Here is a 20815-nt window from a genome sequence, read left to right on the forward strand (position 1 = left end):
CTGACCGGGTGCCAGAAGCTACCGCGACCCAGCCCGCGATCGACGGCTGGTGGGATGTCGACGAGGCAGGACTTCCGCATCTGATCGGGTCGAAGTGTCCGCAGTGCGGGACCTACGTCTTCCCCCCGCGCGCCAACAACTGCCCCAACCCGGCGTGCGACAGCGACGTCCTCGAACCCGTCGCGCTCTCGCGACGCGGAAAGATCTGGAGCTACACCGAGAACCGGTATCCGCCGCCGGCGCCTTACCCGGCGCCCGATCCGTTCGAGCCGTTCGCGATCGCGGCGGTCGAGCTGGCCGACGAGGGCCTGATCGTGCTGGCAAAGGTGGTCGACGGCACGCTGGCCACCGACCTGGGGGTGGGCATGGAACTCGAGTTGGCCCTGACCCCGCTCTACGTCGACGACGACGGCGTCCAGCGGCTGACGTACGCGTGGAGGATCCCGTCAGGCGCTGTCGACGATGCAGCGCAAGGCACGAGCGATGAGGAGGAGCGGCGCCGATGAGCACGAGCCCCGATCCGCTGTACATCCTGGGCGCGGGCATGCACCCGTGGGGCAAATGGGGTCGCGATTTCACCGAGTACGGTGTCGTCGCTGCCCGGGCCGCCCTGGCCGAGGCCGGACTCGACTGGCGTCAGATCCAATTGGTGGCCGGCGCGGACACGATTCGCAACGGGTACCCCGGTTTCATTGCGGGGTCGACCTTCGCCCAGAAGTTGGGCTGGAACGGCGTGCCGGTCAGTTCGAGCTACGCCGCGTGCGCCAGCGGCTCGCAGGCCCTGCAGAGCGCCCGCGCGCAGATCCTGGCCGGCTTCTGCGATGTGGCGTTGGTGATCGGCGCGGACACCACCCCCAAGGGCGCGTTCGCCCCGGTTGGCGGCGAACGCAAGAACGACCCGGACTGGCAGCGCTTCCACCTGATCGGTGCGATGAACCCGGTGTACTTCGCGCTGCTGGCGCGGCGCCGGATGGATCTGTACGGCGCCACGTCCGAGGACTTCGCCCAGGTGAAGATCAAGAACTCGCGGCACGGCCTGCAGAATCCCAATGCGCGCTACCGCAAGGAAGCCACCGTCGAGGACGTGCTGGCCAGTCCGGTGGTCGCCGATCCGCTGCGGCAACTCGACATCTGCGCCACCTCCGATGGCGCCGCAGCCCTGATCGTGGCCAGCGCCGATTTCGCCCGCAAGCACCTGGGCTCGCTCGACGGCGTGCCATCGGTACGTGCGATCAGCACGGTCACGCCTCGCTATCCGCAGCACCTACCCGAATTGCCGGATATCGCAACGGATTCCACCGCAGTGGTGGCCGCGCCCGAACGCGTGTTCAAGGACCAGATCCTGGACGCGGCCTACGCCGAGGCCGGCATCGGCCCAGAGGACGTCAGCCTGGCCGAGGTCTACGACCTGTCCACCGCACTCGAGCTGGACTGGTACGAGCACCTGGGGCTGTGTGCCCGGGGCGAAGGCGAGCAACTCCTGCGCAGCGGCGCCACCACCCTCGGCGGCAAGGTTCCGGTCAATCCGTCCGGCGGTCTGGCCTGTTTCGGCGAAGCGATCCCGGCCCAGGCCATCGCCCAGGTGTGCGAGTTGACCTGGCAGCTCAGGGGCCAGGCCATCGGCCGGCAGGTCGAGGGCGCCACCGTCGGCGTCACCGCCAACCAGGGGCTCTTCGGTCATGGCTCGTCGGTGATCGTCGCCAGATAATTCCTCCGGCGAGCGTGCATGTTGGTCCACCGACACGCCGCGCGGGCCGCACTTTTGTGCACCCTCGGCGGTTGAATGTTCGGTCATGGCCGAGATGGTGACGGTCCGTGTCAAACCGGGCAGCAAGAAGGGCCCGCTGGTCGAATGCGGTGACGACGGCGATCTGACGATCTATGTCCGGGAACGCGCCGTCGACGGGAAGGCCAACGCCGCCGTCGTCCGGTTGTTGGCCGACTACCTGGGGGTGCCGCGCGAGCAGCTGAAACTGGCCTCGGGTGCGACGAGCCGGCTCAAGCGGTTTCGCATCGACTGACCCTGCCCGCGAGGGTGCGCAGAAGTACGGACGCAGCGGCGTGTCGGCGGGCCGACACGCACGCTCGCCGAGAATCAGGGCGCGTCGATGAGACGGCGGGTCGGCTCGCCGCGGTAGCGCGACGGCCGGCCCCCGATCCGGCAGGCGCGCCACATCAACCGTGCGGCCGGGTTCATCAAATCGACCTCGTAACAGAGCATTCGGATATCGCTGTACATGTCCTGCAACATCTGACGCGAGGCCGGATCACCGAAGAAGGCCTGCCGGCGGACCCCGCGCGGAATCCCCAGCTGCGCGAAGAAGCTCCGCGGCAGCACCAGGAATGCGCCGCAGAGCATTCGCATGACGAGCGGAACGTACAGCGACAACAGGAACCGGTCGAATCGAGGAATACCCGGCACGCTGCGACCAAGGTAGGAATGGGCGAACGAGATGTGCCGCGCCTCCTCGGCCACGTGGATCGCGACGATCCGCTCGAGTATCGGATGCGTCGGGGTGGCGTCGCGCAGGATGGCGGTCTGGGTGCAGTCGAACGGCACCTCGCCCGCCAGCACGCCGAAGAAGAACGAATTGGGCATCGGGCCGGCGGCCAGTGTCAGTGCCGGCGAGAGCCAGCGCAGCCACCGCGGCATTCCGTCGACGTCGGCCCCGGTCCGGTTCACCATCTCCTGGAACATCATCATGTGATTGCACTCTTCGACGGATTCGTGCACGCAGTAACGAAATTCGGGTGAACCGTTGGGCAGCCGGAACGTGTAGTTCATCAACCCGCGGACCAGAATGCTCTCGAACTGCATGGCCACCTTGGCGATATTGGCCTGTCGACATAGTCCGATCTCGATGCGCCTGCTCCGAGACTGCGCGAGATACCAGGGATGGCGTCCGAGCGCGTCGGTGCGCGGCAGGATCCAGCGCGGGTCGTCGGGTCCGACGCGGAAGTCGGGATGGTCCCAGTCGATGTCGCGGTAGGCCTGGAAACTGCGGCGCACCGAGCCCTGACACAGCGTTGCCAGGGTCTGCAGATACTCGGTGTCGTCGAAGACATCGCGGCGACGCCGTCGCCGGCGGACACTCCGTCGCCAGCCGAGACCGCAGACCATGATGAGGACCAGGGTCCAGCAAGTAATTGCTGCCAACTCCCCACCAGCCCCTCGGACTCGGCCACCGGCGAACCATCGCTCGGCGACAGCAAACAAATGCGGGAACAAACATACACGGCAATATGGCAGCGTGGCCAGCTTGAACGCTCCAAGAATCTGTGACACCCCACACCACGAGCTCGAAGTCCGACCATGTTTCAGCTACGAAAATATTGACAGTGCCGACAGTGTGCGGCAGCAATATGAAATTTGCTGGACTCAGGCAACGCCCAGATAGGCCGCGCGCACGCTGTCGTCGGCCAGCAGATCCCGCGCCGGCCCGGACCGGGTGACCGTGCCCGTCTCGAGGATGTAGGCCCGGTCGGATCGGCTCAACGCCTGCTGGGCGTTCTGCTCGACCAGCAGGACCGTGGTGCCCTGCTTGTTGATCTCGGTGATGATCTTGAAGATCTGCGAGATCACCATCGGCGCCAGACCCATCGACGGCTCGTCCAGCAGCAGTACCTTGGGCCGGGCCATCAGCGCCCGGCCGATGGCCAGCATCTGCTGCTCCCCACCCGAGAGGGTGCCACCAACCTGCGAGCGGCGTTCGGCCAACCGCGGGAAGGTTTCGAATACCCAGTCCAGTCGTTCGTCGTGTTGCGCCTTGTTGTCGAATGTCCGCCCGTAGCAACCCATCTCGAGGTTCTCGACAACCGTCATACCGGGAAAGACCCCACGGCCCTCCGGGGCCTGGATCAACCCGTCGATGACCCGCTGGTGCGGTTTGACCCGAGAAACATCCCGACCGTCGAACCACACCGATCCCGAGGTCAGCGGCCGCAGACCGGAGATCGCCCGCATCATCGTGGTCTTGCCGGCCCCGTTGGCGCCCAGCAGGGTGACCAACTCCCCCTCCCGCACCAACAGCGAAACCCCGTGCAGCGCTTCGATTCTGCCGTAGTTCACCACGACATCGCGGACCTCCAGCAGCACCCTGCGGTCGTCACTCGAGTTCGTCATCGGGCACTCCCAGGTAGGCGGCGATCACCGCCGGATCCTCCCGGATCTCGGCGGGCAGTCCGTCGGCGATCTTGCGGCCGAACTCCAGCACCACGATCCGGTCGGTCACCCCCATCACCAGACGCATGTCGTGTTCGATGAGCAGCACCGTGTAGCCGTCGTCGCGGATCGCCCGGATCAACTCGATCAGGGCGGCCTTCTCGCTCGGATTGAACCCGGCGGCAGGCTCGTCCAGGCAGAGCAGTTTGGGCTCGGTGGCCAGTGCTCGCGCGATCTCGAGGCGCCGCTGGTCGCCGTAGGGCAGGTTCTTGGCCTTCTCCTCGCCGCGGTGGGCGATCCCGACGAATTGCAGCAGCGCGGCGGCCTTCTCGATGGCGCTGTGCTCCTCCCGGCGATGCCGCGGCGAGCGCAGAACGGCCCCGGGCACCGACGTTCGGTGCCGCGCATCGGTGGCGACGACGACGTTCTCGAGCGCCGTCATCTCACCCCACAGCCGAACGTTCTGGAACGTCCGGGCGATCCCGCGGCGGGTGATCTGATGACGCTTGATCCGGCCCAGCGGCTCACCGTCGAAGGTCACCGAACCGGATGCCGGCCGGTAGACCCCGGTGATGGCGTTGAAGCAGGTGGTCTTACCGGCGCCGTTGGGTCCGATGAGTCCGAGGATCTCCCCCCGCCGGATCTGGAAGCTCACCGAATCCAGCGCGGTCAGGCCGCCGAACTTGACGGTCAAATCGGTTGTCTCCAGCAGGACCTGACCCTCGGCGACGTTGACATCGCGGTGCAGGGCGGCCATCTCCTCGTCGATGACGGGCGTGTCGTCCGCGTGCTCGTCCGGTGCAGTCATGCGGCCGCCTTGGAACCCGGTCCGCCGGATGCGCCCTTCAACAGTGCACGTGCCCGCTTGCCGTAGGCCAGCAGCTGCTGGCGCACCGGGAACAGGCCCTGCGGCCGGAAGATCATCAGCAGCACCAGCGCCAGGCCGAAGAACAGGTACTTCAGATCGCCCAGATTCACCCCGAACAGGTGCACGCCCATCAGCCGGTTGGGCAGGTAGACGATCACGAACGCGCCGAAGATGACACCCAGCTTGTTGCCCTGCCCGCCGAGCACCACCGCCGACAGGAAGAGCATCGAGTTGATGATGTTGAAGTTCGTGGGGATGACGAACTGAACCTGGCCGGCATACAGCGCGCCGGACAGCCCGCCGATGCCGGCACCGATGACGAAGGCCCACAGCTTGAACTTGAACGTGTTGACGCCCATCATCTCCGCGGCGTCCTCGTCCTCCCGGATCGCCACCCACGCCCGTCCGACCCGGCTGCGCTCGAGGTTGCCGACGATGAGCAGGACCACCGCGACCAGGACCAGACCCAGCCAGTACCACCAGGTTCCGTAGTTCGAATTGCCCATGGCGTTACCGGCCGAGAAGTAGCCACCGGGAACGCGATCCTCGCCGAAGCGCGGGTAGGCGATGCCGCCGAGACCGCGCGATCCGTTGGTGACGTCATTGAGGTTGTCCGCCAGCAGCCGGATGATCTCACCGAAGCCCAGGGTCACGATCGCCAGATAGTCGCCGCGCAGCCGGAGCGTCGGGAACCCGAGAATGAGGCCGGCCAGCGCGGTGAAGGCCATCGCCAGCGGCACGCACGAGAGCCATGCCCAGTCCTTGCTGAACATCCCGTGCGCACTCAGCTGGTTCCACGGGCTCTGCGGACTGGTCAGCAGCGCCACCGTGTAGGCGCCGACGGCATAGAACCCGACGTACCCCAGGTCGAGCAGACCCGCCTGGCCCACCACCACGTTGAGCCCGATCGCCACCAGGGCGATCATCGCGAACTGGGCCATCACCCCGTCGAAGCTGACCCCGGGGGTGTTCAGGAAGGACGGTGTGTAGATGGGCAGCAGCGCCATCACCGCGAATCCGATGACGCCGAATCCCCACTTCTGCACCCGGGTCAGTTCATCCCACCAGGTGCGCAGGCCGTCACCGGGTGCCGAGAACATCCGGGCCGCTTGATGTTTCGGGGCGGTCATACGCGCGCCTTCCCGAGGCTCTCACCCAGGATGCCGGTGGGCCGGATCAACAGCACCAGGACCAGCAGCACGAAAGCGACGACGTCGCGCCACTGGGTGCCGAACAGCATCTGGCCGTAGTTCTCCATCACGCCGAGAATCAACCCGCCCAACAGGGCGCCGCGCAGGTTCCCGATACCGCCGAGGACGGCGGCGGAGAATGCCTTGATGCCCAACAGGAATCCGCCCGAGTAGATGATTCCCTGCGGCACCTTCAGGGTGTAGAGCAGCGCCGCCGCCCCGGCGAGCAGTCCGCCGATGAGGAATGTCGTCATGATCACTCGTTCCCGCGACACCCCCATCAGCGTGGCCGTCGTCGGGTCCTGCGCAACCGCACGGATGCCGCGGCCGAACTTGGTGCGGTTGATCACGATGTCGGTCAGCAGCGCGAAAACCAGTGCGGCCCCGATGATCACGAGCGTCACGTTGCTGACGTGGGCGCCCAGCACCGTGAACTGCACCTTCGGTTGCACCAGGATGATCGGCTGCTGCGCGTTGTTGCCGCCGTAGCCGTGGATGAGCTGCGGCAGGATGAAGTGCACGAACTCCTGGATCACGAAGGACATTCCGATCGCGGTGATCAAGAACGTCAACGGCCGGGCATTGCGGCGCCGCAGCGGCCGGTAGGCCACGAATTCCAGTCCGACAGCGGCACTTCCGGACACCAGCATCGCGAACAGCATCGCGATGCCCAGGTAGAACACGGTCAGCAGGACACCCTTGTTGTAGGCGTTGCCGCTGGGGGTGAACCCCAGGATCATGTCGAGGCAGAAGTAGGCGCCGAACATGCCGAGCATGAAGATCTCGGAGTGGGCGAAGTTGATCAGCCGCAGCACCCCGAACACCAGCGTGTAGCCGACGGCCACCAAGGCGTAGATCGAACCCCAGGACAGGCCGTCGATCGTCAACTGCCAGAAGCTCTTCAGCAGCCCATCGACATTGAAGTTGATGTTGGCCGCCAGACAGGCGTACTGGTTCAGGCAATCGGCCGTCATCCGGTGGCGGGCTCCTTCAGCTGGTGGAAGTGCAAGACGCGCCCGAGGCCGTCGGGTCTCGGGCGCGTCTCACGCGTATGTGGTTACTGAACCTTGTAGATCCAGACCATGGCGTCGGTCAGTTCACCGGTGTCGGTCCACTGGTAGTGGCGCGCCACGCCCTGGCCCTGGTAGTTGCGGACGAAGTCCAGCAGGTCCGCGCGGGTGATCTTGCCCGAGTCGATGCCCTTGAGCATGATCGTGCCGAGGTCGTAGCCCTCGAGGCTGTAGGTGCCGGCGTCCTGGCCGAACTTCTCCTTGTAGTTCTTGGCGAAGTCGCCGGTGGCCGGGCTGCACGGGCAGGACAGGATGGCGTCCTTGGAGGACTGACCGGCCTGCTTGACGAACTCGGGATCCTTGGTTCCGTCGGCACTGGCGAACGTGCCGGTGAAGCCGCCGTCGCGCAGCTGCTGCACGAACGGTGCGGCCTCGGCGTAGTAACCGGAGTAGAACACGGCCTCCGGCGAAGCGCCCTTGACCTGGTTCACCGCGGCCGAGAAATCCTTGTCGCCCTTCTTCACCGAGATATTGCAGGACGCGTCCGCCACGCCGGCGAGTGTGTCGCGCACGACCTTGGCCAGACCGAGGCCGTAGTCGGTGCTGTCGTCGACGACGCAGACCTTCTTGTACCCGAGGTTGTTCTTCAGGTAGTTGGCGATCGACTGACCCTGCACACCGTCGTTGGACAGGCCACGGAAGAACGTCTTCCAGCCCTGCTCGGACAGCGTCACGTTGGTGGCCGACGCCGTGGTGGCGGCCAGTCCGGCCTGGTCGAAGATCTGACCGGTGGCCTTGGTCTCACCCGAGAACGCCGGACCGATCAGGCCGATGGTGAAGGCGTCGTCGACGATCTGCGGGGCCACCTGGGTGGCCTTCTGCGGGTCGCCCTCGGTATCGAAGGTCTTCAGCTGGACCTGGCATCCGGGATTGGCCGCATTGTGCGCGTCGACGGCCATCTGCACACCGTTCTTGATGTTGACGCCCAGCGCGGCGTCGGCGCCGGTCAGGGCGCCGGCCATCGCCAGCGACACCGGCGGGCAGGTGGCCTTGCCGTCGCCGGCGGGGTCGACAGGGGTGGATCCGGCGGGGGGTTTGACCTCGGCGCCGTTCTGGTCGATCGGAATCTGTTCGACGATCTTGAGGTCGCTGGCCTCCGCGGTACTACCGCCGCCGCCGCTGGACTGCGACTGCTGCTGGCAGCCGGCGACGCCGAACGCCAACAGGGCTGCCGAACCGAGAACCACCGCACTTCGCATTGTGCGACCGCGCACTATCCACCTCCAGGTAAGTGTTCACGAAGGCCCCGACGGGCCTGGCCGGCCCCCCAACGCTTCGGAAAGAACATAGCCAACCGGCGACGTAATCGCGTGGTGTTGGCGCAGGCGTGCCGTCGCGTCGAACGGCAGGCAGGGCAAAGGCAGCGGTCAGCGCGGTCAAAGAGGACAGAACGGCGCGACGGGAAACGCAGTGTTAACGCGCCCCGTCGGCTCCGACGGGCTGTCTATGGCGTGTCGGGGGCACCCTCGGCAGCGGGATCCAGCGTCTCGAGGACCACCTCGGCCACCCGCTTCATGGTGGTGCGACGGTCCATCGCCGCGCGCTGGATCCACTTGAACGCCTCCGGTTCCGACATGCCCTGCTTGGCCTGCAGCAGTCCTTTGGCGCGTTCGACCAGCTTGCGGGTCTCGAGACGGTCGCCCAGCGTGGCGACCTCCTTCTCCAGCGCGGAGATCTCGCTGAACCGGGTGACCGCAAGTTCGATGGCGGGGATCAGATCGCTGATGGAGAACGGCTTGACCAGGTACGCCATCGCGCCGGCGTCGCGGGCCCGCTCGACGAGGTCGCGCTGGGAGAAGGCGGTGAGCACCACGATCGGGGCGATGCGCTTCTCGGCAATCTCCCGGGCGGCGTCGATGCCGTCGCGACGCGGCATCTTGACGTCCATGATGACCAGATCGGGGGTCAGCTTCTCGGCCAGCTCGACCGCCTCCTGGCCGTCACCGGCCTCACCGACGACCTCGTAACCCTCCTCGCGCAGCATCTCGGCGAGGTCGAGCCGGATCAGCGCCTCGTCCTCGGCGATGAGTACGCGGTGTGCGGGGGCCTCGGCGGCGTCGGTGCTCATCGGCCCATTGTCGCGCAGTCGGTTCACGATCACCCGCCACGGGGCCGACGATGTCGCCGGGGCGATCATCTATGGTGGTTAGTCGCGCGCGCCCTCGTATCCCAATTGGCAGAGGAAACGGATTCAAAACCCGTGCAGTGTGAGTTCGAGTCTCACCGAGGGCACCAGGACTGACCGGGCTACCCGCCGACCCGCAGCGCGGCCCGTGGGCTCAGGCCCACTCGCCGAATGTCGTTGTCGTAGTGCGCCAGTACCCGCGGATCCATCACGCGGCGCCACAGTGGCGGAACGAGCGCGAGCAGCACCATGGTGCCGTAGCCGGCCGGCAGTTGCGGTGCCTCGGTCCTGGTGCGCAGCGTCTGATACCGGCGGGCGGGGTTCGCATGGTGGTCGGAATGCCGCTGCAGGTGGAACAGCAACAGGTTGGCCACCAGGGTGTCGCTGTTCCAGCTGTGCTCCGGCGACACTTTCTCGTAGCGGCCGTTCGACAGCTTCTGCCGACGCAGGCCGTAATGCTCGAGGTAATTGACCGTTTCCAGCAGGCCGATGCCGATGACGGCCTGCGCCGCCAACCAGGGCAGCACCACCGGACCGAACCAGACCCCGAGAACGACGAACAGCCCGGCCGTCATCGCCCAGGAATTGAGGACGTCGTTGCGGGGGTTCCAGCGCGTGCGCCCGGCCCGGTCCCACCGCCGCGACTCGAGCGCCCACGCCGAACGCACACTCCCGACGAGGGACCGCGGCACGAAGTGGTACAGACTCTCGCCGAACCGTGACGTGGCCGGATCCTCCACCGTCGCAACGCGTTTGTGATGGCCGCGATTGTGCTCGACATAGAAATGTCCGTAGCAGGTTTGCGCCAGGGCCACCTTGCTCGCACGGCGTTCGGTCCGGCTGGTCTTGTGGCCGAGTTCGTGTGCGGCATTGATCGCTACGCCGCCGATTATCCCGACGGTCACCATCAGGCCGATCTTGTCGATGAAGCCCATCACCAGCCAACCGCCGCCGGCCCACAGCCAGCAGGCGAAGATCAGCGAGAGGTACTGCGCCGGCAGATACAGATAGGTGGCCCAGCGGTAGAGCGGGTCGTCTTCGAGTGTTTCCAGGGTGGCGGCCGACTGATCGGACGACCGGGAACCGACGAGGAGGTCGAGCACCGGGATGATCCCGAACGTCACAACGGGCGCCAGCCACCAGAACGCGCCCCAGCCCGTCAGCTGCACCAGCGCCCAGGACGCGAACACCGCGCCGGGAACGAACGCCGTCAACATGAAGACGAACCGACGGAGACTGCGCCGGCGTCGGGGCGCGGGCGCCGACACCGTGGCCATCGTGGGACGCGCCCCCATCGCGTCTAGTCGATTCGACACGCGAGCATGATAGCTCGGACCACGCGAAGGGGTCACGTTTCGATCACGACGGCGCGCCGGACAATTACCGACACCAGGTTGATATTGCCCCGTCAACGCACTTCAGCAGGCCGCACGCGACCGAAGACGCGTTGCGCGAGATCTGGCGGCGAATTCAGCCGGATTGCAGAAATGAGTTTGCCACCGGGGGCGGACTGTCAGATTCCGCGGTCCGGCTCAGGCCATCTGCTCGGCCGTGGCGCGGCTGCGCCTCGGATCGGTGCCCGGGATGTGCATCGGTGACGTGGGCGCCGCCACCTCATCCGCACCGGCCACCCGCCGCTGGGCGGCCCGGAACTCCGGCAGCGGGCCCATCGTGAAGTGGATGCCGTTGATCACCGACCACACCGCGGCCTGCCGGGCGGCTCGTTCGACGGGATTGGGTGGACGGTGCATGACCATGGCCGCGGCCCAGCTGGGCAGCGTGTCACGAATGGCCCAGTCGATGAACTCGCCGCCGGGCGGCTGCGCCTGGGCCGCGGCGAGGTTCGGACCGGTGGCCATGGCCGCGCCGTAGGTCAGTGCCAGCTTGGGCAGGTACTCCCGTAGGCAGTCGAGGGTGTCCGCCTTGGTCTCGGGCAGGTCGGTACCGCCCAGCGCGTGGCCGACCTTGACGAACTCGCGGTAGTAACGGTCGATCTTGCTGCCCCGCAACGGGTTCGGATGGTAGTACTCGTGCGCGGTGGCGATGCCCCAGACCACCGTCGCGTAGTTCCACCGCAACCAGTCCGGGTCGTCGGCGTCGTAGGGCAGGCCGTCGGGACGGGTGCCCTTCACGGTGTGGTGCATGGCACGCACCGTGTTGGCGACGCGCTCGGCGGTGGCCGTCGAACCGTAGGCCGTGCCGATGAAGAACGACACCGAATGACCCAGGCGAACCGCGGCACCCTCGGGATCGACCTGCATGGTCGGCTCACCGCGCTCGTCACGTTCCACGATCCGCGAGTGGTCGACGCCCATCCAGAAGATGCTCGGGTCGAACCGTTCCAGGTAGGCCGCACACTGCAGCCCGAACACCAGCGCGGGCATGTGGGAATGCACGTACCAGACCGCGCTGCCCGGACCGAACCAACCCGGATCACCTTGCGGCCCAGCGAATTCCAGACCGCGGAAGTAGCGGCTGCGGATCTCGTCGTCATAGAACTGGGTTATCCGCTGCTGCATGAGCTGGTGTGGCAATCGGGGCATCAGAGGGAGCGCGGGCAGGGAGGGCAGCTGCATGATCGGCAGCCTACATTTCTGGATACACCTGTGTCCAGACTGGTCCGCGCTAGGCTGTCGGTCATGTCGAGCCCGACCCGCTGGGCCGGTGTGCCGCTGACCGACCGCCGCGCCGAACGCCGCGCCCTGCTGGTCGAGGCGGCCTTCGAACTGTTCGGCGCCGAGGGCGAGAGCGCGGTGTCGGTGCGCTCGGTGTGCCGTCGAACATCGTTGAACACGCGGTACTTCTACGAGAGCTTCCCCGACACCGACCAATTGCTCGGCGCCGTCTACGACCGCGTGGCCGAGGGCCTCAATGCGGAGGTGGAGGCCGCGATCGCCGCCACCGACGGCACCGACATCGAGCAGACCCGGGCCGGCATCCGTGCCGTGCTCGGGTTCAGTTCCGCCGATCCGCGCCGCGGCCGGGTGTTGTTCACCGAGGCGCGGGCCAACCCGGTGCTGTCGGCCCGCCGCGAGATCGCCCAGGAACTGCTGCGCCAGATGGTGCTCAGCGAACGCGCCCAGGCGCATCCGCGCGAGAAGCCGGTCACGACGGCCGTCGCGGCGGCGATGTACACCGGCGCGATGGCCGAACTGGCGCAGCAATGGCTGGCGGGCAACCTGGGTGACGACCTCGAAGCCGTGGTCGCCCACACCGTCCGATTGATGCTGTTCACCCACTGATCCGGCCCCGCACGCTACGCTGACGTCGTGGCGGGCACGCGCCGCTCGACCCCTTCCGCGCTGACGAGTCCGCGATCCCGTCGGCCGAATCCCTGTGTTACCGCGCGCAATGCGCACTACGCGGAAGCGGCGGTACGCAGATTTCGCGTCCTCCGAATCACCGCGGTCATCGCGGCGCTCGTCAGCGCCGGCTTCGGCTTCTACCAACTGACGCTCGGCTCGGCGTTGTGGCCGATGGGCATCATCAACATCGCGACCGCCGTGGCCTTCCTGGCCCTTCCCCTGCTGCGCGGCTTCGGCGAACTCGTCCCGGCCCTGGCCTTCACCGCGCTGGCCTACGCGTCGCTGTTCTACATCACCTGGCACGTCGGGACCGGCTCCGGGTTGCTGTTCTACTACCCGATCGCGGCGACCATCGTCGTGCTGACCCTGGGTGTCGAACGCATCGCGCTGGCCGGTGTCCTGGCTGCGATCGGGGTGGCGCTGGCCATCATCCTCGAGCTCACCGTCCCGGCCGACACGGGGCTCCAGCCGGACTGGAGCATCACCGTCGGTTTCATCGTCTCGATCACCGCGGCGGCGGTGATGGCCTTCGCGGCGGTGTGGTTCGTCCTGCGCGAGATCGACCGCGCCGAAACCGCGATGGAAATGGAATACGAACGCTCGGAACAACTTCTGGCGAACATCCTGCCCGCCAGCATCGCCGCCCGGCTCAAGGATCCCGCGCACGACATGATCGCCGACCGCTACGACGACGCGTCGATCCTGTTCGCCGACATCGCCGGCTTCACCGAACGCGCCAGCGAGATCGCGCCCTGCGATCTGGTGGCCTTCCTGGACCACGTCTACAGCGAGTTCGACCTGCTGGTGGATCGTCACGGCCTCGAGAAGATCAAGACCACCGGGGACGCCTACATGGTGGTCAGCGGCGTGCCGAACCCGCGTGCTGACCACGCGCAGGCGCTGGCGGCGCTGGCACTGGACATGGCGCAGGCCGTCGCGCGGATGCGTGACCCGCAGGGACACGGCGTCGGCATGCGCATCGGGCTGGCGAGCGGACCGGTGGTGGCCGGCGTGGTGGGTTCGCGGCGGTTCTTCTACGACGTGTGGGGCGACGCCGTCAACGTCGCCTCCCGGATGGAGAGCACCGACCCGACGGGGCGCATCCAGGTGCCGCAGAACGTCTACGAACGCCTGCGCGACGAGTTCGCGTTCACCGAGCGCGGCGACGTCGACGTCAAGGGCAAAGGGGTGATGCACACCTGGTACCTGGTCGGCCGGCAGGAGACATCCGCGCCGGCAGCCGACGGCGCGACGGTGTTGCCGCCCGTCAGCGGATCGCGCCGTTGATCACCGGCGTGTCGATGGTGCCCCGCTCGACGCCCCACAGGGTCGCGATGGTCTTGTACTCCCCCGACTTCATCAGATGCACGAGCGCTCGGCGCAGGGATTCGGCCAGCGGCGAGCCCCGCCGCACCGGATAGCCGTATGGCCCCGCGTCGAATATCTCCCCGGCCGGGGCCAACGCGCCACCGCTGGTCTTGATCGCAAAGCCGGTGACCGGTGAATCCGCCGACATCGCATCGACGTGACCGGCGAGCAGGGCCGCGGTCAGATCGTCCTGCCGCTCGAAGACCACGCTCTCGATCGGGGGCAGCCCCGCGGCCACACACGCGTCACTCTTGTGCGGCAACTCGTTGGTCTGCTGGATCACCCCGGTGGTGACACCGACGCGGAGTCCGCACGCGTGCGCCGGGTCGATCGGCGGCCCGGGCCGCTGCGCCCACAGCGTGCCGGCTTCGAAGTAGGTGACGAAATCCACCAGACGCTCCCGCTCGTCGGTATCGGTCACCGAAGACATCCCGATGTCGAAATCACCGGACTGCACCGAGGGCAGGATCGTATCGAAGTCGACCTCCCGGTATTCCGGCGTCACACCGAGCACGCGCGCGACGGCGTTCATCAGGTCGACGTCGAAGCCCACCAGCTGCCCGTAGCCGTCCCGGAATTCGTTTGGCGCATAAGGAATGTTGACGCCGACGATCAATCGTCCGCGCGACCTGATGTCCTCGGGCAGGGTCGCGGCGATCGACGGCACTGCACCGAGGGTCACCGGGGCGTCGGCCGGGTGCTGATCACCGGGACCCCGGTGTGCGAGCACCTGCCAGACCCCGAGCCCGCCGGCGGCCAACAGCACCGCGGCCAGCGCCGCCAGCACCGCGGTGCGGCGCGACCCGCTCCGCGACCCGGGCTCACCCGCCGAGTGCCGGCCCCGGCCACGCGATGCACGCACCCGGGGTTCGTCCACCGCCGCACGGACCGCGACCGCCAGATCGCGGCCGGTCTGGTAGCGGTCGTCGGGGTCCTTGGCCATGCCCTTGGCGATGATGGCGTCGAAGGCGGCCAACGAGGGATCGTCGTCCGACGGGCGCGGCGGGGTCGACATCAGATGCCCGGCGATCTGCTGCTCGAGGCTGTCGCTGGGATACGGGCGCTTCCCCGTGAGGCATTCGTAGAACACGCAGGTGAGCGCATAGATGTCCGAGCGGGTGTCACTCTGCCCGCTGTTGAACCGCTCCGGGGCCATGTACGCCAGCGTTCCCAGCGTGCTGCCCGCGGTGGTCAGGCCCGGCTCGCCGGCGGCGCGGGCCAGGCCGAAGTCGATGAGATAGACGAATTCCCGGTCGGAGATCAAGATGTTCGTCGGTTTGACGTCGCGGTGCACCAGGCCGTTGGCGTGCGCAGAGTCCAGCGCCGACGCGACCTGCTCCACCACCACCGCGCCGAGCCGCGGCCCGAGCGGTGTATCCCGTTGCGCCAGAAGGTTTCCGAGGTTCTCACCTTCGATGAGCCGCATATCCAGATAGAGCCGGCCGTCGATCTCACCGTAGCCGTGGATCGGCACGACATGCGGGTCGTTGACACCCGAGGCGGCCTGCGCCTCGCGCCGGAATCGCTCCTGGAAGACCGTGTCGCGGGCCATCTGGACCGGTAGCACCTTGAGCGCGATGATGCGGTCGGTATTGGTGTCGCGGGCGCGGTACACCTCGCCCATCCCGCCCCGACCGAGCAATTCGAGCAATTCGTACTGCCCGAAGCGTGTCCCCTCCACGTGGTTTTCCCCAGACTCCCCGGCGCTGCCGGTGGCTACATCACCTTGGAAAGAAACGCCTGCGTCCGTTGGTGCTGCGGGTTGGCCAGCACCTCGCGCGGCGGACCCGCCTCCACGATGACGCCGCCGTCCATGAACACCAGCTGGTCGGCCACCTCCCGGGCAAAGCCCATCTCATGGGTCACCACGACCATCGTCATGCCCGCTGCCGCAAGAGCTTTCATGACGGCCAGCACCTCACCGACGAGCTCTGGGTCCAGTGCCGAGGTGGGCTCGTCGAACAGCATCAGCTTGGGTTCCATGGCCAGTGCCCGGGCGATCGCGATGCGCTGCTGCTGCCCGCCGGACAGTTGCGCCGGGTAGGCATCGGCCTTCGCCGACAGCCCCACCTTGCCCAGCAGATCCTTGGCGCGTGCGAGTGCCTCGGCCTTCTTCACTCCCTTGACCTGCATCGGCGCCTCGATGATGTTGGCCAGCGCGGTGCGGTGCGGGAACAGGTTGAAATGCTGGAACACCATGCCGATGTCACGGCGCTGGCGCGCGGCGTCGCGCGGGGACATCTCGTAGAGCTTGTCGCCGCGCTCCCGATATCCGATGAGCTCACCGTCGACATAGAGCCGGCCGCCATTGATCTGCTCGAGGTGGTTGATGCACCGCAGGAAGGTCGACTTGCCCGAACCGGACGGCCCGATCAGCACCAGCACCTGGCCGCGGCCGATCTCGAGTGTGACGCCCTTGAGCACCTGAAGCGCGCCGAAGTTCTTGCACACCCCCTCGGCCTTGACCATGGGGACCTTGCCGGTGGCGGAAGCGGTCATACGTGGCCCACCTCTCCGAGCTGTTCGGCCTCGTTGAGCGCCTCGAGCTGCTTGGCGGTCAGCTTGCGCGAGGCGCCGCGGGAGAAGTACTCCTCGAGGTAGTGCTGCCCGACCATCAGGATGCTGGTGACCAGCAGGTACCAGGCGGAGGCGACGATCAGCAGCGGAACGGGTTCGAAGATCACCGCGGAGATGTTTCGCTGGGCACCGAACAGGTCCTTGGTGAACGGCACCGCGGCCACCAGCGAGGTGGTCTTGAGCATGCCGATGAACTCGTTGCCGGTGGGCGGGATGATCACCCGCATCGCCTGCGGCAACACCGTGCGCCGCATGGTCATCCACCACGACATCCCCAGGGCCACCGAGGCTTCGTGCTGCCCCTCGGGCACCGAGGAGATGCCGGCCCGGATGATCTCGGCCAGGTACGCGGCCTCGTTGAGGGCCAGACCGACGACCGCGAGCCAGAAGTACGGTGCCAGGCTCTGGATGTTCAGGTGAAAGAAGTTGGGCCCGAACGGGATTCCGAGCTGGATGTTCTTGTAGATGGTGGGGACCAGGCCCCAGAACACCAGCTGGACCCAGACCGGGGTGCCGCGGAAGATCCACAGATAGACCCACGAAACGGCGCGCAGCACCGGATTCGGCGACAGCCGCATCACCGCGAGCATCACCGCGAGCACGATGGCCAACACCATCGACAACACGGTGAGCTCGAGGGTCACCACGACGCCCTTGACGATGCGCTCGTCGAGGATGTACTTGCCGAATACGGGCCAGCGGTAGGCCGGGTTGGTGGCCGCGCCGTAGAGGAACAGCGCGGCCAGGACCAGCACGACGATCGCCGTCACCCAGCGCCAGGGATGCCGCAGCGGAACCGCATCGATCGCGGCGGGCGTGGCAGGCCCGGTGCCGGGCGGCGGCGAATCGTCGGTGCTCATCGATTACGAAACCGGACTCAGTTGATCGCGCCGTTGATCACCGGTTTGTCGATCATGCCCTTCTCGACGCCCCAGTTGGTGGCGATGGTCTTGTAGTCGCCACTCTCGATGAGATGCTCCAGCGCCTTCTGCATCGCCGCGGCCAGGGCCGAACCCTTCTTCACCGGCCAGCCGTACGGCGCCGAATCGAAGATCTCACCCGCCTGCTCGAGCTTGCCGTTGCTCTGCTTGATCGCGTACAGCGTCACCGGCGAATCGGCCGACATCGCGTCGGCCTGGCCCAGTACCACGGCGTTGGTGGCCTGGTCCTGACCGTCGAACTTGAGGATCTCGATGGCCGGCTTGCCCTCGTCGGTGCACTTCTTGCTGCGGGCCGGCAGTTCTTCGGTCTCCTGGACCGTGGTGGCCTGCACCGCAACCCGCTTGCCGCACGCGGTGTCCGGGGTGATGTCCGCCCCGGCAGGCTTGGCCCACAGCGAGCCGGCCGAGAAGTAGGTGACGAAGTCGACGGTCGCCTCACGTTCCTTGGTGTCGGTGAACGACGACATCCCGACGTTGAAGGTGCCGCCCTGGATGGACGGGATGATCTTGTCGAAGTCCGCCTCGCGGTAATCCGGCGTCAGGCCGAGCGTCGCAGCGATCGCGTTCATCAGATCGACGTCGAATCCGATGATCTTCCCGCTGGGATCCTTGAACTCGTTTGGCGTGTAAGGGACATTCACGCCGACGACCAACTTGCCCGACGACTTGATGTCCTCGGGCACCATGTTCGCGATCGAATCGACCTTCGAAGCCTGGGCCGCGGTGGTCTGCGTGGCCGGAGCCTGGGTATCGGTGTTCTTCGTACATCCCGCGAGCGCCAGCGTTCCCGACAGGGCCACGACGGCGACCGCGCGCAATCCGAGTCCGGACCAACGGCGGACCTGGTTTCCAGCTTCCACTTTGTCTCAACTTTCTGGTCGGGCCGTTTCGTGTGCCCCAAGCAGTGCACGTTAACGACCGTGGAGCCATCTCGCACTGCCGGTAACGGAACAGTAATAAAGCGGCCGCAATCGTGGCAGCAGAACAGGACTTTCCAGCGCAGCGCGGTCTACGCGGGGCCTCGCTGTGCCACACTTTCCGGCATGGAATCCCCTGTGCTCACCGAAGTTCGAAGCCTCGCACCGCACCTTTGGAAGTCCACCCTGCTCTCGGGTGTGCTCGCCGTCATCATGGGTGCACTGATGCTCGCGTGGCCCGGCAAGACTCTGGTCGTCGCGGCCACCCTGTTCGGCGTGTATCTGCTGATCAGCGGTATTGCCCAGGTTTTCTTCGCGTTCTCGCTGCACGTGACCGCCGGCGGCCGGGTGCTGCTGTTCATCAGTGGTGCGGCCTCGCTGGTCCTGGCCGTGCTGGCGTTCCGGCATTTCGGTGAGGGCTATGCGGTTCTGCTGCTCGCCATCTGGATCGCGGTCGGCTTCATCTTCCGGGGCGTCGCGCACACCGTGTCGGCCATCAGCGATCCGGCGCTGCCGGGGCGTGGCTGGGAGATCTTCTTCGGCATCATCAGCCTGATCGCCGGCGTGGTGATGCTGGCCTGGCCGGGCCTGTCGCTGCTGACCCTGTTGATGGTGGTCGGTTGGTACCTGGTGTTCATCGGCGTGTTCGAGATCGTGATGGCCTTCGTCATCCGGAAACAGACCAAAGCCCTGACCTCGTAGCGGGAACACCGGCGATAATCACAGCCGAGGCGTGACCGTCACGCTGGTAATGCCGACTACGAAGTACTACAGTCCGTAGTACTTCGTAGTCGCAGTTCCCCAGCCGGGAGTTGGTGCCAATGGACGCCCTCGATGTTTCACGGTGGCAGTTCGGAATAACGACGGTCTATCACTTCATCTTCGTGCCGCTGACCATCGGCCTGGCGCCGTTGATCGCGGTGATGCAGACCATCTGGCACGTCACCGGTCGCACCGAGTGGTACCGCCTGACCAGGTTTTTCGGGAAGCTGTTCCTGATCAACTTCGCCATCGGGGTGGCCACCGGGATCGTCCAGGAATTCCAGTTCGGAATGAACTGGAGCGAGTACTCCCGGTTCGTCGGCGATATCTTCGGCGCGCCGCTGGCCATGGAGGCCCTGGTCGCGTTCTTCTTCGAATCGACCTTCATCGGCCTGTGGATCTTCGGCTGGACGCGCCTGCCGCGGGCCCTGCACCTGGCCTGTATCTGGATCGTCGCGATCGCGGTCAACCTGTCGGCGTTCTTCATCATCAGCGCCAACTCGTTCATGCAGCATCCGGTGGGCGCGTCCTACAACCCGGCCACCGGCCGGGCCGAATTGCACAGCATCATGGCGCTTTTCACCAACAACACCGGCATCTGGGCCTTCCTGCACGCGGTCACCGCGGCATTCCTGACCGCCGCCACCTTCGTCGCCGGGGTGTGCGCCTGGTGGATGGTGCGCAGCCGTACCCGTGGTGCGCCCGCATCATCGGATTCCGACGCCGCCACCATGTACCGGCCGGCCGCGATCCTCGGTTGCCTCGTCGCGCTGGTCGCCGCGGGCGGGTTGGTGTTCACCGGCGACATCCAGGGCAAGCTGATGTTCCAGCAGCAACCGATGAAGATGGCCTCGGCGGAATCGCTGTGCCACACCGAAACCGACCCGAAGTTCTCCATCCTGACCGTCGGCACCCACAACAACTGCGACGGCATCACCCGTGTCATCGAGGTGCCCTACGTGCTTCCCTTCCTGGCCGAGGGCAAGTTCAGCGGGGTCACTCTGCAGGGTGTCGAGGACCTTCAACAACACGCGGTGGACAAGTTCGGCCCCGGCAACTACCGCCCCAATCTGTTCGTCACCTACTGGTCGTTCCGCGCGATGATCGGATTGTTGCTCGTCCCAGTGCTGTTCGCGCTCACCACGCTGTGGCTGACCCGCCGCGGCCGGACACCCGATCAGCGCTGGTTCGCCCGGTTCGCGTTGTGGACGCTGCCGACACCCTTCCTGGCGTGCTCGGCGGGCTGGGTGTTCACCGAAATGGGCCGCCAGCCCTGGGTGGTGGCCCCCAATCCGACCGGCGACCCGATGGTGCGCCTGACGGTGCAGGACGGGGTGTCGCACCACCACGTCGGGCTGGTCTGGTTCAGCCTCATCGGTTTCACGCTGGTCTATGCGGTGCTCGCGGTCATCTGGTTCTACCTGTTGCGCCGCTACATCAGTGAGGGTCCGCTCGAGCACGACGCCGAACCGGCTCCCCCGGCACCGCCCGATGATGCCGACGTGGCGCCGCTGTCGTTCGCCTACTAGG

The 20815-nt window shown here is 66.6% G+C and carries 20 protein-coding genes and 1 tRNA gene; 8 read left to right on the forward strand and 13 right to left on the reverse strand.

What is annotated here, in order from left to right:
- Positions 1–8: 8 nt before the first annotated feature.
- From U0R18_RS03545 to U0R18_RS03555, 3 genes are all read left to right on the forward strand, one after another.
- A complete protein-coding gene (locus tag U0R18_RS03545; RefSeq protein ID WP_526365993.1) occupies positions 9–506 on the forward strand; it encodes a Zn-ribbon domain-containing OB-fold protein in 498 nt (165 codons plus the stop codon).
- Positions 503–1708, forward strand: coding sequence for a lipid-transfer protein (locus U0R18_RS03550; RefSeq protein ID WP_526365995.1), 1206 nt, complete (start codon positions 503–505; stop codon positions 1706–1708). The genes U0R18_RS03545 and U0R18_RS03550 overlap by 4 nt, the downstream gene beginning before the upstream one ends.
- An 85-nt stretch (positions 1709–1793) precedes the next feature.
- Positions 1794–2021 (forward strand): DUF167 domain-containing protein, encoded by a 228-nt coding sequence (locus tag U0R18_RS03555; RefSeq protein ID WP_526365997.1) that lies wholly within the window; start codon positions 1794–1796, stop codon positions 2019–2021.
- 74 nt (positions 2022–2095) lie between these two features.
- Here U0R18_RS03555 and U0R18_RS03560 read toward each other — a convergent pair whose 3' ends face one another.
- From U0R18_RS03560 to U0R18_RS03590, 7 genes are all read right to left on the reverse strand, one after another.
- Complete coding sequence (locus U0R18_RS03560; protein ID WP_526367390.1) at positions 2096–3121, reverse strand: diiron oxygenase; 1026 nt, start codon at positions 3119–3121, stop codon at positions 2096–2098.
- 258 nt (positions 3122–3379) lie between these two features.
- Positions 3380–4123, reverse strand: coding sequence for an ABC transporter ATP-binding protein (locus tag U0R18_RS03565; RefSeq protein ID WP_526365999.1), 744 nt, complete (start codon positions 4121–4123; stop codon positions 3380–3382).
- Positions 4107–4970, reverse strand: a complete 864-nt coding sequence (locus U0R18_RS03570) for an ABC transporter ATP-binding protein (protein ID WP_526366001.1) — start codon at positions 4968–4970, stop codon at positions 4107–4109. Before U0R18_RS03570 ends, U0R18_RS03565 begins: the two co-directional genes overlap by 17 nt.
- Positions 4967–6160: a branched-chain amino acid ABC transporter permease gene (locus U0R18_RS03575; protein WP_526366003.1), complete on the reverse strand. Its 1194-nt coding sequence runs from the start codon at positions 6158–6160 to the stop codon at positions 4967–4969. The genes U0R18_RS03570 and U0R18_RS03575 overlap by 4 nt, the downstream gene beginning before the upstream one ends.
- Positions 6157–7194: a branched-chain amino acid ABC transporter permease gene (locus U0R18_RS03580; protein ID WP_526366005.1), complete on the reverse strand. Its 1038-nt coding sequence runs from the start codon at positions 7192–7194 to the stop codon at positions 6157–6159. The genes U0R18_RS03575 and U0R18_RS03580 overlap by 4 nt, the downstream gene beginning before the upstream one ends.
- Positions 7195–7277: 83 nt before the next feature.
- On the reverse strand, positions 7278–8504 hold the full coding sequence (locus U0R18_RS03585) for a branched-chain amino acid ABC transporter substrate-binding protein (RefSeq protein ID WP_526366007.1): 1227 nt from the start codon (positions 8502–8504) through the stop codon (positions 7278–7280).
- A gap of 230 nt (positions 8505–8734) precedes the next feature.
- The gene (locus U0R18_RS03590) at positions 8735–9358 is read right to left on the reverse strand and encodes a two-component system response regulator PdtaR (RefSeq protein ID WP_526367392.1); all 624 of its coding nucleotides are present in this window, start codon (positions 9356–9358) and stop codon (positions 8735–8737) included.
- Between the two features lie 90 nt (positions 9359–9448).
- Here U0R18_RS03590 and U0R18_RS03595 point away from each other — a divergent pair.
- Positions 9449–9525: transfer RNA gene (locus tag U0R18_RS03595), tRNA-Leu, on the forward strand.
- 12 nt (positions 9526–9537) lie between these two features.
- On the opposite strand, the gene U0R18_RS03600 is transcribed toward U0R18_RS03595, so the two are convergent.
- Both U0R18_RS03600 and U0R18_RS03605 read right to left on the reverse strand, forming a co-directional pair.
- Entirely contained in the window at positions 9538–10692 is a 1155-nt protein-coding gene (locus U0R18_RS03600) for an alkane 1-monooxygenase (protein ID WP_526367394.1), read from the reverse strand.
- Between the two features lie 255 nt (positions 10693–10947).
- Entirely contained in the window at positions 10948–11991 is a 1044-nt protein-coding gene (locus U0R18_RS03605; protein WP_526366010.1) for an oxygenase MpaB family protein, read from the reverse strand.
- Positions 11992–12054: 63 nt separating this feature from the next.
- Here U0R18_RS03605 and U0R18_RS03610 point away from each other — a divergent pair, with 63 nt between their 5' ends.
- Together U0R18_RS03610 and U0R18_RS03615 are read left to right on the forward strand one after the other, a co-directional pair.
- Positions 12055–12657: a TetR/AcrR family transcriptional regulator gene (locus tag U0R18_RS03610; RefSeq protein WP_526366012.1), complete on the forward strand. Its 603-nt coding sequence runs from the start codon at positions 12055–12057 to the stop codon at positions 12655–12657.
- A 27-nt stretch (positions 12658–12684) separates the two neighbouring features.
- Positions 12685–14007 carry an adenylate/guanylate cyclase domain-containing protein gene (locus U0R18_RS03615; protein ID WP_526366014.1) on the forward strand — a complete coding sequence of 441 codons (1323 nt, stop codon included), beginning with the start codon at positions 12685–12687 and terminating at the stop codon, positions 14005–14007.
- On the opposite strand, the gene stpK7 is transcribed toward U0R18_RS03615, so the two are convergent.
- The 4 genes from stpK7 to U0R18_RS03635 are packed head-to-tail and all read right to left on the reverse strand — an operon-like array spanning position 13988 to position 18466.
- Positions 13988–15769 carry a serine/threonine protein kinase StpK7 gene (stpK7, locus tag U0R18_RS03620; RefSeq protein WP_526366016.1) on the reverse strand — a complete coding sequence of 594 codons (1782 nt, stop codon included), beginning with the start codon at positions 15767–15769 and terminating at the stop codon, positions 13988–13990. The genes U0R18_RS03615 and stpK7 overlap by 20 nt on opposite strands.
- A 35-nt stretch (positions 15770–15804) precedes the next feature.
- Entirely contained in the window at positions 15805–16557 is a 753-nt protein-coding gene (locus tag U0R18_RS03625; RefSeq protein WP_526367396.1) for an amino acid ABC transporter ATP-binding protein, read from the reverse strand.
- A gap of 26 nt (positions 16558–16583) precedes the next feature.
- Positions 16584–17525: an amino acid ABC transporter permease gene (locus U0R18_RS03630; protein WP_526366018.1), complete on the reverse strand. Its 942-nt coding sequence runs from the start codon at positions 17523–17525 to the stop codon at positions 16584–16586.
- Positions 17526–17542: 17 nt separating this feature from the next.
- Complete coding sequence (locus tag U0R18_RS03635) at positions 17543–18466, reverse strand: ABC transporter substrate-binding protein (RefSeq protein WP_526366020.1); 924 nt, start codon at positions 18464–18466, stop codon at positions 17543–17545.
- Between the two features lie 183 nt (positions 18467–18649).
- Between U0R18_RS03635 and U0R18_RS03640 the strand changes: the two genes are divergently transcribed.
- Both U0R18_RS03640 and U0R18_RS03645 read left to right on the forward strand, forming a co-directional pair.
- Positions 18650–19225, forward strand: coding sequence for an HdeD family acid-resistance protein (locus U0R18_RS03640; RefSeq protein WP_526366022.1), 576 nt, complete (start codon positions 18650–18652; stop codon positions 19223–19225).
- A gap of 119 nt (positions 19226–19344) precedes the next feature.
- Positions 19345–20814 carry a cytochrome ubiquinol oxidase subunit I gene (locus U0R18_RS03645; RefSeq protein ID WP_526366024.1) on the forward strand — a complete coding sequence of 490 codons (1470 nt, stop codon included), beginning with the start codon at positions 19345–19347 and terminating at the stop codon, positions 20812–20814.
- The last annotated feature ends 1 nt before the right edge of the window (position 20815 follow it).

The sequence above is a fragment of the Mycobacterium sp. genome (genome assembly GCF_046330795.1).
Taxonomy (GTDB): domain Bacteria; phylum Actinomycetota; class Actinomycetes; order Mycobacteriales; family Mycobacteriaceae; genus Mycobacterium.